Origin of the sequence: Methylomonas sp. LWB, from assembly GCF_001856095.1 — a bacterium.
Classification (GTDB): Bacteria; Pseudomonadota; Gammaproteobacteria; order Methylococcales; family Methylomonadaceae; genus Methylomonas; species Methylomonas koyamae_A.
Genome location: NZ_MKMC01000004.1, coordinates 107,070 through 123,482 on the forward strand (window position 1 = coordinate 107,070; position 16,413 = coordinate 123,482).

General features: G+C 56.9%; 10 protein-coding genes. 6 read left to right on the forward strand and 4 right to left on the reverse strand.

Annotation, left to right across the window (positions count from 1 at the left end):
- The first annotated feature begins 29 nt into the window (after window positions 1-29).
- Complete coding sequence (locus BJL95_RS02030) at window positions 30-1,928, forward strand: GspE/PulE family protein (protein WP_071155087.1); 1,899 nt, start codon at window positions 30-32, stop codon at window positions 1,926-1,928.
- 19 nt (window positions 1,929-1,947) lie between these two features.
- Complete coding sequence (locus tag BJL95_RS02035) at window positions 1,948-2,784, forward strand: HDOD domain-containing protein (RefSeq protein WP_064026818.1); 837 nt, start codon at window positions 1,948-1,950, stop codon at window positions 2,782-2,784.
- Window positions 2,785-2,934: 150 nt separating this feature from the next.
- Here BJL95_RS02035 and gpmI read toward each other — a convergent pair whose 3' ends face one another.
- A complete protein-coding gene (gene gpmI / locus BJL95_RS02040; protein WP_071155089.1) occupies window positions 2,935-4,575 on the reverse strand; it encodes a 2,3-bisphosphoglycerate-independent phosphoglycerate mutase in 1,641 nt (546 codons plus the stop codon).
- Window positions 4,576-4,863: 288 nt separating this feature from the next.
- On the opposite strand from gpmI, the gene fba reads away from it, so the two are divergent.
- Both fba and BJL95_RS02055 read left to right on the forward strand, forming a co-directional pair.
- The gene (gene fba, locus BJL95_RS02050; RefSeq protein ID WP_071155093.1) at window positions 4,864-5,886 is read left to right on the forward strand and encodes a class II fructose-bisphosphate aldolase; all 1,023 of its coding nucleotides are present in this window, start codon (window positions 4,864-4,866) and stop codon (window positions 5,884-5,886) included.
- Between the two features lie 98 nt (window positions 5,887-5,984).
- The gene (locus BJL95_RS02055) at window positions 5,985-6,785 is read left to right on the forward strand and encodes a phytanoyl-CoA dioxygenase family protein (protein ID WP_071155095.1); all 801 of its coding nucleotides are present in this window, start codon (window positions 5,985-5,987) and stop codon (window positions 6,783-6,785) included.
- A gap of 250 nt (window positions 6,786-7,035) precedes the next feature.
- Here the strand turns inward: BJL95_RS02055 and BJL95_RS02060 are convergent, their stop codons facing one another.
- Window positions 7,036-7,386, reverse strand: a complete 351-nt coding sequence (locus tag BJL95_RS02060; protein WP_064026826.1) for a hypothetical protein — start codon at window positions 7,384-7,386, stop codon at window positions 7,036-7,038.
- A 450-nt stretch (window positions 7,387-7,836) separates the two neighbouring features.
- Between BJL95_RS02060 and BJL95_RS02065 the strand changes: the two genes are divergently transcribed.
- Entirely contained in the window at window positions 7,837-8,430 is a 594-nt protein-coding gene (locus tag BJL95_RS02065; protein WP_083385560.1) for a glutathione S-transferase family protein, read from the forward strand.
- A 220-nt stretch (window positions 8,431-8,650) separates the two neighbouring features.
- Here BJL95_RS02065 and BJL95_RS02070 read toward each other — a convergent pair whose 3' ends face one another.
- Complete coding sequence (locus tag BJL95_RS02070) at window positions 8,651-9,034, reverse strand: hypothetical protein (protein ID WP_064026830.1); 384 nt, start codon at window positions 9,032-9,034, stop codon at window positions 8,651-8,653.
- Window positions 9,035-9,255: 221 nt separating this feature from the next.
- Window positions 9,256-11,622 carry a TonB-dependent siderophore receptor gene (locus tag BJL95_RS02075; protein WP_071155099.1) on the reverse strand — a complete coding sequence of 789 codons (2,367 nt, stop codon included), beginning with the start codon at window positions 11,620-11,622 and terminating at the stop codon, window positions 9,256-9,258.
- A gap of 471 nt (window positions 11,623-12,093) precedes the next feature.
- Between BJL95_RS02075 and BJL95_RS02080 the strand changes: the two genes are divergently transcribed.
- A complete protein-coding gene (locus BJL95_RS02080; RefSeq protein WP_175463629.1) occupies window positions 12,094-16,365 on the forward strand; it encodes an RHS repeat-associated core domain-containing protein in 4,272 nt (1,423 codons plus the stop codon).
- The last annotated feature ends 48 nt before the right edge of the window (window positions 16,366-16,413 follow it).

Consider the following 16,413-nt stretch of genomic DNA (forward strand, 5'->3'; position numbering starts at 1 on the left):
CGGCGCACCTAGTCCACTATAAAATCCACATGCTATCCAACGATTCCAGCGAGACCGGTCCGGACGCGGATTTCGCTCAGACCTTTTTGAAGCTGATGGTCGATCAAGGTGTTATCGACGCGGCCAAACTCAAATACGCTTTGCGCGTGCAAAGTAAATTGGAATCCGCCAAGCCGATCTTGGTCGTGCTTTGCGATTTGGGTTATGTGACCCAGCCTCAATTGGCCGAGTTGTTCCGTCGCCATCCGGTTAAAGTCAAACTCGGGCGTTTCCTGGTCGAATTCGGCTATATCGGCAACACCGACTTGCAACTGGCATTGGCCGCGCAACAGCAGGAGTTGGGCCGCAAGCGATTGGGCGAAATTCTGGTCGAGCGCAATTTGATCGCCGAATCCAAAATGCTGGAAGTGTTGGCGGACTTGATGGGGATTTCGGTCATTGATCTTAGCGTTGCCAATGTCGATCAAACCCTGATGTCCAGGCAGATGCTTAAGTCGGCCAATAAACACTGCTTCTTGCCGATCGAAAAACAGGAAGACGGCGTTTTGGTAGCGTTTGGAGATCCCCTGGACCACGCGGCCATTGAAATGGCCAGACATGTGCTCGGCAGCGAGATTATCCCGGCGGTCGGGCGCTATTCGCAGATCATGCGTTTTTTGTTGAATTTCGAGCGCAACGCCGGCGCCGAGAAAATTTCGGTTTCCGAACAATCGGTGGTGGCGATCGTCAACAGCATATTCAACGAAGCGATCCGCCAGGAGGCCAGCGATATCCACATCGAGCCGCTGGAGCACAAATTGCGGGTTCGTTTCCGGATCGATGGCATGATGGTGCATTATCGCGATTTCTCGTCGAAGCTGGTTCAGTCCTTAATCAGCCGGATCAAGGTGATGGCCGGTGCCGACATCGCCGAAAAGCGGCGTCACCAGGACGGCCGCGTCCAGTTCGAACAAGCCGGGACGAGTCATGTCATCGACATGCGGGCCTCGTTTTTCAGCACGCTCAACGGCGAGAAAATCGTTTTGCGGCTATTGAACCGCAAGACCGAATTGCTGGATATACACGAAGTCGGCATGGCGCCGCTGATGTTGGAGCGCTTTGTCCAGGATTCGCTGGACGTGCCAACCGGCGTCGTAATCATCACCGGTCCGACCGGCTCCGGCAAAACCACGACCTTGTACAGTGCCGTGGATTATTTGAATGCGCCGGAAGTCAGTATCGTTACCGCCGAAGATCCGGTCGAGTACGTCATCGACGGCGTCGCTCAGTGCTCGATCAATCCGAAGATCAATTTGACCTACGAAGAAACCTTGCGCCATATTGTGCGTCAGGATCCGGATATCATTGTACTCGGAGAGATTCGCGACCGGTTTTCCGCCGATACCGCGATACAAGCGGCGCTGACCGGTCACAAGGTATTGACCACGTTTCATACCGAAGATAGCATTGGTGGCCTATTGCGTTTGCTCAATATGGAAATCGAAGCATTCTTGATATCGTCGACCGTGGTATCGGTGGTGGCTCAGCGTCTGTTGCGACGGGTCTGCCGTCACTGTGCTGAACCCTTCCGTCCCGATCCGGCCTTGTTGCGACGTTTGAACATCACGCTCGACGATTTGACAGGCGGAGCCTTCATGTTGGGTAGGGGCTGCGAAAAATGCCGTTATACCGGTTATGCCGGCCGGGTTTGCGTGTTCGAATTGTTGTCGATGAACGAAATGGTCAAGGATGCGATACTGCAACGCAAAACCTCCTACGAAATTCGCCGGATTAGTCTGGAGACGGCCGGTTTGGTGACGCTGGTCGAGGACGGCTTGGTGAAGGCCGCGGCTGGCGCGACCTCGTTGCAGGAAGTCATTCATAATTTGCCGCGTTTCGGCAAACCCCGTCCACTTTACGAATTGCGGCGCCTGCTAGGCAGCCGTTGATAGCAAACACGACTAAAAAATGAGCGATAAGTCCCTCGCGGAGTTGATTGACGAAGCCATCGCGTCCGGAACTGCCGGCTTGCCGGTATTTCCACGCGCGGTCACCGAACTGCGGCTGGCACTAAAAGACGAGAATCGCTCGCTGGACGCTATCGCCAAGCAAATTGCGATGGATGCCAGTTTGGCCAGTCAAATTTTGAGGGTCGCCAACTCGTCGTTTTATGCCAGTCTGAGCAAAATTAATACGGTTAAGGATGCCATTGTCCGATTGGGCTTACCAAAGATTGTGCAAATAGCCACTTTGGTGATGCAAAAGGGGCTATTCACGACCAAGGATCCGGCCACCACGCAATTCATGACCAAACTGTGGCAGCACAGTGTCGCGGTGGCGCTGGGCAGCGAATGGTTGGCGAAACGCCTGGCTTTTCAGGCTCAGGCCGAAGAGGCCTTCATGGCCGGATTGTTTCACGACATCGGTGAGTTGTTACTGATACGCTGCTTGGAAGACCTCCGTCTAAAGGAGCCCGATCTAAACTTGCCAGACGACTTAATACAAGAAGTTATTTCGCGCCAACACGAAGCAAAAGGCGCTTGGTTATTGCGATCCTGGAATTTGCCGGAAATTTACTGCAAGGTCGCCGGTTCTCATCACCATGCCGAATGCGCCGATAGCGGCACGGTCGAGTTGATCGTTAGAGTGGTCGATATGGTCTGCTACAAGCTCGGTATCGCACCGCGCGCGCAGCCGGACTTAATGGTTTCGAGCAGCGAGGAAGCCGCGCGCTTGGGCTTGTCCGAGATTACGCTGGCCGAATTGGAGATTGCGTTGGAAGATTCGTTGGCCTTGTCGGCCTAGCGTTTGGATGGGGCTGCCTTTGCGTTCGAACTGATCGCATGCCGCGCGGCGAGGGCTTGAGCGTCGAACGATGCCTACGTTCACGAACTTGCCGGGTACTTGGAATGTCGGTTGCCGCGCCAACCGCAAGCGGCGCGGCAACCGGTTTGCTTAGACCGCCTCGATTAAACTCGGGTCGTAGTCGTCCGGCGCTTCGAAGCCCAACAAATTCAGGATGGTCGCGGCCGAATTCGACAAGCCCGGCGCCGCGATGTCGCCGCGCAATCTGTAGCCGGGATTCTCCCCTGACACCAACACGAACGGCACCGGATTCAAGGTGTGAGAGGTTTTGGCCTTGGTGCGGCCCTCGGCATTTCTGACCACATTACCTTTTTTGTCCAGCTCGTACATTTCGTCGGCGTTGCCGTGATCGGCGGTGATGATTGCCGTGCCGTTCATTTCCAGAATCACTGGAATCAAGCGTGCCAATTGCAAATCCAGACCCTGCATCGCGGTGACCGCCGCTTCGAAATTACCGGTGTGACCGACCATGTCGCCGTTGGCGTAATTGACCCGCAGGTATTTGTAGTTACCGCTGCGCACCGCGGCTATCAACGTATCGGTAATCTCGGCGCACTTCATCCACGGCCGTTGTTCGAACGGCACCACGTCGCTGGGGATTTCGACGTAGGTTTCCAAGGAATCGTCGAATTTGCCGGAGCGGTTGCCGTTCCAGAAATAAGTCACATGACCGAATTTTTGGGTTTCGCTGATGGCGTATTGAGTAATGCCGTTCTTGGCGAGATATTCGCCCAGTGTGCGATCAATGGTGGGCGGCTCGACCAAAAAGCGCGGCGGTAGTTTGGTGTCGCCGTCGTATTGCATCATACCGGCGTAAGTCACTTTCGGCAGCGGGCCGCGCTCGAACGGGCTGAATGACTCTTCGGTAAAGGCGCGGGAAATCTCGATGGCGCGGTCGCCGCGAAAGTTGAAGAACACTACCGAGTCGCCGTCCACGATGGTACCCAGCGGTTTGCCGTCTTTGGCAATGACAAAGCCGGGCAAATCCTGATCGATGACGTTGGCTTCATTGCGGAAGGTTTCAATCGCTTCGTGAGCGCTGGCAAATTGCCGGCCCAAACCCAGCACGTGAATGTCCCAACCGCGCTTGACCATGGACCAATCCGCTTCGTAGCGGTCCATCGTGATTTGCATCCGCCCGCCGCCGGACGCAATCGCCACGTCGAAATCCGCGCCGCGCAAGCCGTCCAGATAAGCTTCGAACGGATCGACGTACTCCAAAGCCGAGGTTTCGCCGACATCGCGGCCGTCAAGTAGGATATGCAGGCGCACTTTCGCAACACCTTCTTGCTTGGCACGCTCGATCATCGCTTTCAAATGGTCGATGTGCGAATGCACGTTGCCGTCGGAGAACAGACCCAGGAAATGCAAGGTGCCGCCTTGTTTGGCGGTGGCGACCACCTCATGCCAAGCATGGCCTTGCCATAAGTGGCCGCTGGCGATGGATTCGGCGACCAGCTTGGCGCCTTGGGCAAATACCCGGCCGGCACCGAAGGCATTATGGCCGACTTCGCTATTGCCCATATCCTCGTCGCTGGGCATGCCGACCGCGGTGCCGTGCGCGCGCAACGCAATCATCGGATAGCTAGCCATCAGCTTATCCAGGGTTGGGGTACGGGCGGTTTTGACCGCATCGCCGTCCTCGCGCGGCGAAATACCGACGCCGTCCAGTACGATGGTGACCACGGGGCCGGGACAGGCGGAAAAGCGGGAAGATTTTTCGAGTTTCATAAGGTTTCGATAGTGTGGAAAATCAGCGAATGGAGGAATTTGTGCCTTGGCGGCAATCGGATCTCATTTTATCAGTTGTGCCGCTCGCCGGGAAAACCGGCAAGGGCTAAGTACCGGCCGAGTTGGCAATTCGTCCCATTTGGCGGAGGCCGTGTACGCCGCGAACCGCTTTGTTGTTGAATTCGGCGATGCGGCGCTGGCGAATTCTCGGCAATGCCATTACGATGGCGCGCCGCGTCCGCCGGATGGGCGCGGCGACATTTACGACAAAAGTTTAAGGAGCGCCCGATGGCATTAGCGTCGTTACGACAAATTCTGGATTACGCGGCCGAGCACGGTTTCGCGGTGCCGGCCTTCAACGTCAGCAATATGGAACAAGTGCAGGCCATCATGGCGGCGGCGCATGCTTGCGACAGCCCGGTCATCATGCAAGGCTCGGCCGGTGCCAACCGTTATGCCGGCGAAGTATTCCTGCGCCATTTGGTTTTGGCCGCCGTCGAACAATATCCGCATATCCCGGTCGTCATGCATCGCGACCACGCGCCGGCGCCGGCGATTTGCGCGCAAGCGATCCAGTCGGGCTTTAGCTCGGTAATGATGGACGGCTCGTTGCTGGAGGATATGAAAACGCCGGCTTCTTTCGACTACAACGTCGAGGTCACCCGGCAGGTCGTCGCGATGGCCCACGCCTGCGGGGTGTCGGTGGAAGGCGAGATCGGTTGTCTGGGGGCGCTGGAAAACCGTTCGGACGATGAACACAGCCGTTTGCTGACCGATCCCGACGAGGCGGTCGAGTTCGTCGCGCGTACCGGGGTCGACGCACTGGCGGTTGCCATCGGCACCAGTCACGGCGCTTATAAGTTCAGCAAGCCGCCCACCGGCGAGGTATTGGTGATCAGCCGCCTAAAGGCATTGCAACAACGCTTGCCGAATCTGCATTTTGTGATGCACGGTTCCAGTTCGGTGCCGGGGGAATGGTTGCAAGTCATCAACGAATACGGCGGCGCGATTCCCGAGACCTACGGCGTGCCGATCGCCGAGATCGTCGAAGGCATCCGATACGGCGTCCGCAAAGTCAATATCGATACCGATCTGCGGATGGCGTCCACCGGCGCGATGCGCCGGTTTCTGGCTCAGCCCGAACAGGCCGCCGAACTGGACGCCCGCAAGACCTACCAAGCCGCCAGGGATGCGATGCAGGCCCTGTGTCAATCCCGTTACGAAGCGTTCGGCTCGGCCGGCCACGCCGGAAAAATCAAGGTCGTGCCGCTAAGTGCCATGGCCGAGCGGTACCGGCTGAATAAGGCTTAGCCAGGATGATCGCTGGCCGGCGTCCTCGGACATTCGGCCAGCGGCTCGTTGATGTCGGCGACGGCCACGGTCCATCACTTTCCGATTGGCGAACACTGATGAACGATTCATACCGCAACGCCAAAACCTTCGACACGCAAGGCTATTTGCTGGTCCGAAGCCTGTTTTCCCAAACGCAGATCGCGGAGCTGAAAGCGATAGTCGAACGGATTTATCGAGCGTGGTTGGCTGAAAACCGGGCGTTGATGATCGCCAATCGCTTGGTGAATATGTATGGTTTGACCGACACTCGCTATTTTCTCGGAGAACCGGAACAGCGCTTAGCCTTGTTTGACTGGATCGCTCAGCCTGGCCTTGCGCTCTGGCTGGAAAGCCTATTCGGCGACACGCTCTACTTTCACAATACCCAGTTGTTTTTCAATCCCCACGATCCCGGCCAGGCGCCGTACTGGCACCGGGATCTGCAATACAGCGACGTGGACGATAGCACGCAACGCGCGGAGCAGGGCCGGTTACTGGCCTTGCATGTGCGGGTACCGTTGATCGCGGAACGCGGCATGGCGTTGGTGCCCGGCAGTCATTGCCGTTGGGACAGCGAGCTGGAACGGAATGTGCGCTTCGAAACTAACGGTTATCGTCAAGGCGACGATCTATCCGGCAGCAAATTGATCCGGCTGGAACCCGGCGACGCCTTGCTGTTCGACGCGCAAATGCTGCATCGGGGACATTACCGGGACAATGCCGAGCGCTTGGCCTTCGACATTTGTATTGGTCGTTATCATCCGGCCACTGCTTCGTTTTTGGATGCGGCGGTTTTACCCAGCGAAGCCGAGATGGCGCGGCTGGTCGATGATCGTTGGTATCGCCGAGCTTGGCGGGTGGCCGCCGGTATGGACTGAGTTCGAATTTTGGCGGGTTTGGGGGATGAGTGCGCGTGGCCCTAGGACCGGAGAGGCTAGGGCGAGACGATCGATTGGTACCCGGCCGATGGCTTCGAGCATCAAACCCACCGCCGAGGGCTCTCGAAAACCGGCAAAACGTTCAAGCCGTTATACCGGTGCTAAAGCAGTTGGGGAGGCGGCTGAGCTTGTATTAAATCCCCGTGACGGAGATACGTCTGATGACAGCTCGCCTCGCGCCTAGGGTGTATTAAAGCGATTTATACAGCGCTATCGCTTTGTTTAATTCTTCAGTGGCTTTTTGGATGTCGCCTTTCTTGGCTTGAATTTGTCCTTGCATTAAGGTTGCGTGGGCTTTCTTAGCGGTTTCGGAGCTGCCGGCAATCGCTTCGGAGGCAAAGCGCGCGGCTTTTAACTGAACTTGAGCGGCGGAGAAATCGCTTTTGCTGACTTCGACCAAGCCTTTTTCGATCCGCGAAATGATTTCGGCGGTGGCCGCCGCCGGGCTGCTGGCGGTTTCTTCGGCAAGCGCCGCGGTGCTGCTCGCCGCGAATGAGGTTGCGAAAACGAAAATGAGTGCTGCAATTTTGAGTAGATTCATGATGTATGCGTTTTATGAAAAGTAGGAAGGAGCCAATGACTAAAAATTGCGCCGTTTCAGCATATAGGCTGAAGCATGGACACCATGAGTGGCAATGGGGTTCACGTCCGTGCGAATGGGATAGGCGTTCTGCCCGAGCGTCGATGAAGACCCTGAGAACGTAAAGCGAATCCGTGCTGCTTGAAGGTTTGGTTTATCGCATTGGGTTAGGTAAGGTGTCTGCCCTACCAAGACCCATCATATAGGAAAACTCGATGCGCGGTACGGACAATTTGACAGTCCCTGGAGCGAATTTGATGTTGTGGAGGGGGAGGGTGGTTTCATTGGCAAATTCGGCCAAATCCCCTTTAGGTCGAGCAAAAACGTTTCTTGGTGTTTGCCGAGATTTTTGATGTTAGAGGTCAAGGCGTTTATGCTAAACCTTCGTTGCCTACCCTTGGGAGAACCACCTTGAAGCTCTACGATATGCTGCTGTCCGGCAATTGCTACAAAATCCGCCTATTTTGCGGTTTGCTGGGACTCGAATACGAAACGGTGCCTATCGATTTGGCTAGGCAAGAAAATCGAAGCCCGGAATTCTTGCAACTCAATCCGCGCGGTCAGATTCCGGTTTTGCAGGACGGCGAGATCAGGCTTTGGGATTCGACGGCCATTTTGGTCTATTTGGCCAGACAATACGGCGCGCCGCATTGGTTGCCCCTGGAGCCTTCTGCCTTAGCCGAAGTCATGCAGTGGTTAGCGCTCGCTCAAAACGAGCTGCTATACGGCTTGGCGCGGGCCCGGGCGGCTAATTTGTTCGGTAGGCCGTGGGACATCGGCCAATGCCAAGAACTGGGCAAGCGTGGTTTGGCGGTGTTGGAGCAACGGTTGGAAAACCGCGAGTGGCTGGCGAACGGCCGCATCAGCATCGCCGATGTGGCTTGCTATCCTTATGTCGCGCTGGCTTCGCAGGCCGGCATAGCGTTAGACGAATACCGGCATATTGGCGCGTGGTTGCAGCGAATCGGCCGTCAACCGGGTTATGTCGGCATGCCGGGGCTTTAGCCGTCCGCCGGTTACAGTGGCGCGCGCCCTACAGGCTGATGTTTCCGATGGGTGGATGGGCTGAGGTCGGCGAGGGCCTGACCGAATTCGCCGTTCACATTTGGCAATCGCGGATTTCCCCGAAACCCATGCGCCGCGGACCGGCTTGGTCGCTTGAAATGCTTGCGGGACGCCGACTGGATTAGCCTTGAAGGACGATGCCTCGACCAAAACGAGCAGGCTAGGCCACGGTATCGATATTGCCGCCGACACCGGTTGCCGAAGTATCGCCGGCCGTCGTCGTCAAACCCGACGCCGAATAGGTCGCTGGCTGTACTTCGGCTTCGTTGACGATTTTGGTCACTTGCTCGCCGGCTTGGCGGAAAGCGTTGCTCAGCGTCAAACGGTTATTCAGGTCGTCCGATTTGACTTGCGCCTGATTGGCTCGGCTATCCAACGCCAGCGCTTTTTCCTCGTATTTATCCGCCATGGCTTGAGCGGAATCGGCTTGTTTCCTTAAGGATTGGGCCAACTGTTCGGCTTGCTCGGCATTTCGTTTGGCCGAGACCGAACTCAGCTGTTGAAAGCCGGATTGCAGCGCGCTGGTAACGGACAAATCGCTCATGAGGAGACTCGAAATGACTAGGGAAACCCGAAAATCCAGCAGTTGAAACCAAGATCAACCGACTGAATTACTCCCGCTTGTTACGCCGATTTGTTGGCTAAGTCAAGTCGATTGTTTGTCCGCTGCCACTCGGGGGCCAATCTTAGTTTTATCCGGGTTTCTCCATGGAGGACAGCGCCCGGCGGGAGATGTCGCCGGGCGCTCGGATCGCTGGTTTTGGCTTAAAACTCGTACTTCAACGAACCCATCACATTGACCGGATAACCGGGAATCGCGCCCAGACTGCTGCCGTCGGAGTTGGCGTAATAGCGTTTGCCCAACAGGTTGTTGACATTTAACTGAGCCGTCAAGCGTTGTTGGCCGAAACGTTGGGTATATGCGGCCATTGCATCCAAACGGACATAGCCGGGCATGTAGTAAGAATTATCCGAATCGCCTGGTCGCTTGCCGACCGTTACGACGCCCAGGCCCGCTTTAAACGCGTCGTTAAATTGCCACGTGCCCCACAAACTGCCTTGGTGCCTGGGTACGTTTTCCAGGCGTTTGCCTTGCAGTCCGTCGAAGTCCTCAATGTAATTGGCTTGCGTATACGCATATGTGCCAAGCAGATGCAGTTGGTCGGTAACTTGTCCGGCCAAGTCCAGTTCTATGCCTTTGCTACGGATCTTGCCGGCCAGAATCTGGAAATTGGGATCGGTTTGATTCGGATCGTCGGTCAGCAGATTGCTTTTGGTCAAATGGAAAAACGCCAAGGTCGACGAAAATTTCCGATCGGCCGATTCGGTCTTGATGCCGACTTCGTACTGTTGGCCTTGCTGCGGATCGAAGCGTTGGCCAGTGCCGGAGAGGCCGTTGTTGGCGCTGAACGACTCGGTGTAGCTGCCGTACAGCGATAGCCAGTCTTGGGCCCGGTAGACGACACCGGCGCGGGGGCTGAAGGCGTTGTCTTCTTGCTTGACCCGGCCGGCTTGGGCGGCCGCCAGCGAGACCGGCGAAAACCGGCCGCCGGTGCTGACGTTGTCGTAACGGCCGCCGAGCAGGATGTGCAGCCGGTCGAACAGCGTGATTTGGTCTTGAACGTAAGCGCCTATCCAGGATTCCTTACGGTAGAAGAACGCGTTGTCGGCGGGCAGGGCGTTGAAATCGACTTGGCCGTAAACCGGCGCGAAGATGTCGATTCCCGCGACCGCCGCTTGCGCCGAATTCGACTCGGTTGTCGCATGAAAACCGTCGACGCCGATCAGCAGGTTATGCCGGCTGCCCAGGATTTCGAATTTGCCGTTCAAGTCGATATTGCCGGAATGGGTCATGATGTCCTGCACGCCTTTGGAGGCGGTGCGGTCTAAAAACAAGTGTCCGTCTTCCTCGCGCAGACCGCCGAAATTGAACAGGGTCGGTCCGCTCAAAGACCAATCCTTGAATAAATAACGCTGGGTGATTTTCCAATCGTCGTTGAAATGATAGGTCCAGTCGAAGCCGACTAGCTTGCTTTCCATCAACTGGCGTTGCGCGCCGTCCTTCAGCGTGCGGGTGATCGGAATCGGCGCCGGGCGATGGTCGATGGCCGGAATCCCGAAGTCGGCGTTGAAGCGGTCGCGCTTGTATTCCAGCTCCAGATTGGTTTCGAATTTTTCATTGGGCCGCCAGCTGAGTTTCGGTGCCACGAAATAGCGTTCGTTACCGACAAACTCGCGGAACGATTGGCTGTCCAGGTAGGAGCCGTTGAGGCGGTACAGCACGGTTTTGTCGGCATCCAGCGGGCCGGTCGCGTCGATCAGCGTGCGGTATTGATCGTAACTGCCGAATTGTTGCTGGACCGAATAATACGCGGTATCCAACGGCTTTTTGGTCACGTAATTGACCAGGCCGCCGGGTTCGATGCGTCCGTACAGCACCGCCGCCGGCCCTTTGACGATTTCCACCTGCTCGATGTTGGCGATGTCGTAAACGTCCTGGCGGTTGAACAAGCCGTTGCGGTAGGCATCGCCGAATCCCGAGCCGGCCAGGCCGCGGATGATGAAATTGTCGTACAGATAGCCGCCGCCGGTGCGGCCCAGCACGCCGCTGACGTGGCCGTTGACCGCATCGGGCAGGGTGATGGATTGTTTGTCGGCCAGCACGGCCTTGGGTATCACCTGAATCGACACCGGTGTGTCCATGATGGGCGTGTCGGTCTTGGTCGCGGTGGTGGCGTTGGGAAGGCGGTAATCGGTGTTGTAGGGATCGCTGGAATCGTAAGCGGCTTTACCGAAGACATTGACCGGCGCCATCATCGTCGCATCGCCGCCGAGCGGCTTAATCGCCAGCGAGCCGTCCCCGGCAACCGAATAGCTCAGGCCGGTGCCGGCCAGTAATTTGGCGGCGGCCTCGGGCAAGCTCATGGAGCCTTGCAAGGCGGGCGCGCGGCGGCCGGCGACACTGTCGTGAGCGTAAAAGACTTGCTTGCCGGATTGCGCGGCCAGTTTTTGCAGCGCACCCGCCAGATCTTGCGCCGGGATGTCGAAGGCGTAGCTCGGGTCGGCGGCTCGCACTTCGCAAGCCAGCAACGCGGCGGTCAATAAGAGCGGATGTTTTAGCGATGCGGTCATAGGGTCTCCTTGGGGTTGGGGTTTCCTATGAAACGCACCAGCATCGAAAAGACGCCAAACCGTCGCGATTTATTTTGATAAGCGCTTGCGCGGCCTGTAGGTGCGGACTTTAGAGGTTGTACTGTGTTTTCGGATTGCTATTGCGGCTTGGTCCGCGGGTTTAGATACGTCTGGTCGATTCTCCCGCGAATCCTGAGACGCCTCTAATCCAATTTCGGGTTAGAAGGTAGTTGCCCCCTGAATTCATAAGCTCCCGTTGGACTGCTTGTCGACGCGATATTAGGCGCGTGACGACGCAAAAAAAATTCGAATGGAGTTGGGGGATTTTCGTTTCTCAATCGTCTTACAAAATGTGCGCCGCTGATTGAACGTGTTAATACGGGTGCTGCCGTTTGGATAAATACTGATTAAGGAGACAACATGCTTGCTACCCTGTCTAGTCGATTGCTGATAATAGTCGTTGGAATGTGCTTGCTTTCGGCTAACGCGTATCCCGATCCCGGTTTGCCTTATGAGCAATTGGCGGGACAGATGCAAGTCGAACAATCGGACAAGAACCGCGTACCTCAAGTGGAATTTCAAACCGAGCCGCTTTATGGCGCGACACTGCTGAAGGAAACCGACTATAGGGGCGAAGGCCAGTTTCCATTGGAGTTTACCCGGTTCAGCACCTCGCCGCGAAGCATCATGGCGGAAGACTGCGACTATCAAGCCGCCATGAATAGCGACTGGACCCATAGCTACTCCAGTTGTCTGATAGACCATCTCAACTATGGTGGACCCTCCAGCAATCGAACTATCAGTGTTTGCACGATGGGGATTTGCACCAAGTTCATGGAAAACCTGAAGCCTTATGCCAGAGACATACACGATACTCTGGTTAAAAACGGGTCTGTTAACGGCGTCACCTACAAATGGGTTTACACCAACTTCAAAACCGGCATCCGCGAAGCGTACGACAGTAAAAGCCGCTTGGCGGCCCGGTTCGATCGTTCCGGGATAGAACACCGTGTCACCTATCAAACCAGCTCGCCGTACCGCGTCAGCGAAGTGACTCACATACCGAGCGGCCGGCGCTTAAGTTTTCAATATACCTCCGCCGTTCTGTCGTCGGTCACCGATCCGGATAATCAGGTTTACCGTTACAACTTCACCGCTAGCCCGCGAACCATTACATTGCCCGCCGCCGATGGGGCTTCGGCGGCGCTCGTCAGGACTTATGCCACGGTGATGACCTTCGATTGTAATTTCAATCCTGGCGGGATACCTAACGCGTTTTCTTATCTGAGCAAAGTTCAAGAAGCCGGGCAAACAGTCTTGGATGTCAAATTTGATTGGCCCTGCGGGACTCTTTTTCCAACCTACTCTCAAATCACCAGAGCCGGCCATAACGCGAAGAACTTACTACAAAAGCGCGGTTACGTTCTTAACTCGAGTCCCACCAAATACAAACTGACCGAGCAATTTACCGATTCAGATTCGAGTGCCTATCGCTCGGTACCCTATTTCCGATCCTTCAAATGCATCAACTGCACCGACACCGACGCGGCTTTTCTTTATAGACCGGTCGCCGTCAGCACCCGTTGCGCCGGCTGCGACGCCGACTACCAAGGCTACACCTGGCAGAAAAACGGCGACATGCTGACCCGCACCGATTATCTCAACCGGGTCACCCGCTTTACCTATAACAGCAACGGCCTGCCTCTGACCGAAACCGAAGCCGACGGCACCGCCGAAGCCCGCACCACCACCCGTACCTGGGACAGCCGCTTCCCGCTGAAAACCTCGGAAGTGGTCGGCGAAGTCGCCAAGGACTGGCGTTATAACGACCAAGGCCACCTCACCCGCGAAATAGTGCGCCCCGCCTCGGAAGCCTTGGTCAACGACGCCTGTCCGGCCAATTCCAAAACCTGTCATCAAACCGATGTCAGCTACAACTACGATCCCAACACCCACGTCACGCTGCGCGTCGTCAAAACCGGGCCGCGCCCGGAAAACGGCGCCAGCGTCACCGACTACCGCAGCAACGGCGATCTGTGGAAAACCACCGACGCGCTGGATCACGTGGACGAAGTGATCAGCGTCAACGCGCACGGCCAAATCACCGATCAGTCCGACATCAACGGCATTCATACCGTCACGGCGTACAACGCGCTACGTCAACCCAAGACCGTCACGGTCGGTAACGACGTCACCCGCTACGACTACTACACCGACGGCCGTTTGAAAACCCTGACCCGGCCGGACAACAGCGTACTCAACTACACCTACACCCCGGCCGGTTCGGTCAAGACCGTCAGCCTGAGCCACGACGGCATCACCGACAGCGTCGAATATCAACGCGATAGCCGGGGCAAGGTCCTGCACACCGTCGCCGGCCGTAGCGGCGACAACCCACAGACCTGGCACCAATCCTTCGACGACAAAGGCCTGCTGTTGACCGCCTCGGACGGCAGCGGCGGCTGGAACCGGGAACTGAAACACAACGCCAACAACCTGCTGGAACGCAGTTGTCTGAGCGGCGAAATCTGCGACCTGAGCTTCTACACCGGCCTCGATCAAATCAGCGACCGGGCCAGAGCGCCGCTGCTGAGCAACGGCACGCTGGGCGCGCAAACCCCGCTATTCAGCCTGGACTACGACGTGGCCGGCCGGGTCAAGCAAGTCGTCGATCCGGTGAACGCCACCACGCTATTAAGCAACAACGAACTCGGCAAGCACACCGACGAAGACTCGCCGGACTTCGGCAACCGCGGTTCGGAATACGACAAGGCCGGCAACGAAACCTACCGGGCGGACAGCGACGGCCATAGCGCGGTCAAACAATACGATGCGCTGGACCGCTTGACCCGGATTGATTATTCGGATGGAGGCTCGCTGGTGCAAGTTTGGGATACCCCGCTTAGTGGCGACGAAGCAAATGCCAGTCACTACGTCGGCCGGCTCGGTGTCCGCAGCCGCGCCCATGCCGCCGATTTGAACGGCCTGACGATCACCGAACGCTTCAAATACAATGCGCGAGGCGACGTGCTCGCCGCCGAGCAGCAACTGAGCGGCGACGTCTCCCTGATCCTGGAAACCCAGTACGGCACCGGCGCGGACGGCCAGGGTCGACCGGAATGGGTAAAATATCCCGGCGGCCTGACCGTCCAGTATCAATACGGCCCGGATGGCCGTGTCAAACAAGTCGGCGCATTGATGGGAACCAGCTCTGCCGCCCTGGCCAGCGATATTAGTTATCAGCCGCTGATCAACCGCTTGCGCGGCTTCACCTTCGGTAACGGTCTGACGTATCGCCGCGACCGGGATGCCGGCGGCCGCCCATCCCATATCCGTCTACTCAAGCCCGACCAGAACGCGCTCTACGACTACGATGTGCGCTACGACGACCATAACCGGGTCGGCGGATACGGCGAATTCAGCTTCGGCTACGACGATTTGGACCATTTGCAATCGCAAGCCACCTCGCAAAGCCAGCAGCGCACCTTACTCAACCATGACCATAACGGCAATTTACAGCGCCTGGAAAACTACAACGCCGCCGGCACCTTGGTACGCGGCGATGATTTAACCTACACCGATAACCGCCTGAGCGCCGAAGCCCTCAATCCGGCGCCGGCCGACGGCTCCGGCGGCGTCAGCGCCAACTATGGCTACGACCAGTCCGGCTTCGTGACCGGCCATGCCGGCAACGGCTACGCTTACGACGCCAGCCGAACCATGAAATCGTTCACCAAATCCGGTGGGCGCGAATACTATCTATACGACGGTTTGCGCCGCCGGGTCGGTAAAATCGGCGCGGGCGGTGCGGTGCGCTATGTGTACGATCAGGCCGACCATTTGGTGTTCGAATACAGCGCGGCCGGTTGGCGCAACTATGTCTGGCTGGGCGACATCCCGCTGGCGGTCGTCGACCAGCGGCCGGATGGCAGTCTGGTCAACCTGGCCTACATCGAAACCGACTTCACCAACACCCCGCGCTTTTTGCGCAGGGCGGTCGGCGACCTGACCCAACCGATCTGGGCCTGGCCGATCGCCCCCTACGGCGACACGCCGGCCCTGGAAGACCCGGACGGCGACGGCGTGAAGACCGCCTTCAACCTGCGCTACCCCGGCCAATACTACGACGCCTTCTCCGGCCTGCACTACAACCACACCCGTTACTTCTCGCCCCGCGCCGGCCGCTACCTGCAACCCGACCTGGTCGGCCTGGAAGGCGGCACCAATGTGTATACTTACGCCAACGGCAATCCGGTCAGCTATACCGATCCGACCGGGACTTGGGCATTTGAAGCGGTTGCCTCCTTTTTCGAGTCGATTAACTTTAGCTCCATGTTTAGTTCGGGCGGGTTCTTCAGCGGATTGGTCTCTAACGTGTCAATAGGAGCGGCTACGGTAGTTGGAGGGGTCGTGGCAGCTGTTTATCCGTCGTCACTGGGAAGTGACGAAACGTTTAGTATTCAAGCTGCTCAGAATTCTTCAAATGAGACTGAAGCATCGGTAGACCCTGATGTGGTCCAAGACGAATATGACTCTTTAGAAGCCTGTGTTGGCTGCGTGAACCCTCTGGATGAAGTCGAATACGAAGGCAAGACAAAAAATCAGGGATTATGGGAGCAAGGGTATACTGAAAAATGGACGGGGGTGGATTCAAATGGAACCTATCAGTCAGGGTTTAAAAACCCAAATACAGGTAAATGGACTGGTGGACATGAGTCATCCAAAAATAACAAGTATTGGTAATCACCAATACATAGTATTAAGCTTTATGTGGCTTAAAGGTCTAAGTTT

Coding starts and splice junctions, on each gene's coding strand:
- BJL95_RS02030 (WP_071155087.1), top strand. CDS start 30: ATGCTATCCAACGATTCCAGCGAGACCGGTCCGGACGCGGATTTCGCT.
- BJL95_RS02035 (WP_064026818.1), top strand. CDS start 1,948: ATGAGCGATAAGTCCCTCGCGGAGTTGATTGACGAAGCCATCGCGTCC.
- gpmI (WP_071155089.1), bottom strand. CDS start 4,575: ATGAAACTCGAAAAATCTTCCCGCTTTTCCGCCTGTCCCGGCCCCGTG.
- fba (WP_071155093.1), top strand. CDS start 4,864: ATGGCATTAGCGTCGTTACGACAAATTCTGGATTACGCGGCCGAGCAC.
- BJL95_RS02055 (WP_071155095.1), top strand. CDS start 5,985: ATGAACGATTCATACCGCAACGCCAAAACCTTCGACACGCAAGGCTAT.
- BJL95_RS02060 (WP_064026826.1), bottom strand. CDS start 7,386: ATGAATCTACTCAAAATTGCAGCACTCATTTTCGTTTTCGCAACCTCA.
- BJL95_RS02070 (WP_064026830.1), bottom strand. CDS start 9,034: ATGAGCGATTTGTCCGTTACCAGCGCGCTGCAATCCGGCTTTCAACAG.
- BJL95_RS02075 (WP_071155099.1), bottom strand. CDS start 11,622: ATGACCGCATCGCTAAAACATCCGCTCTTATTGACCGCCGCGTTGCTG.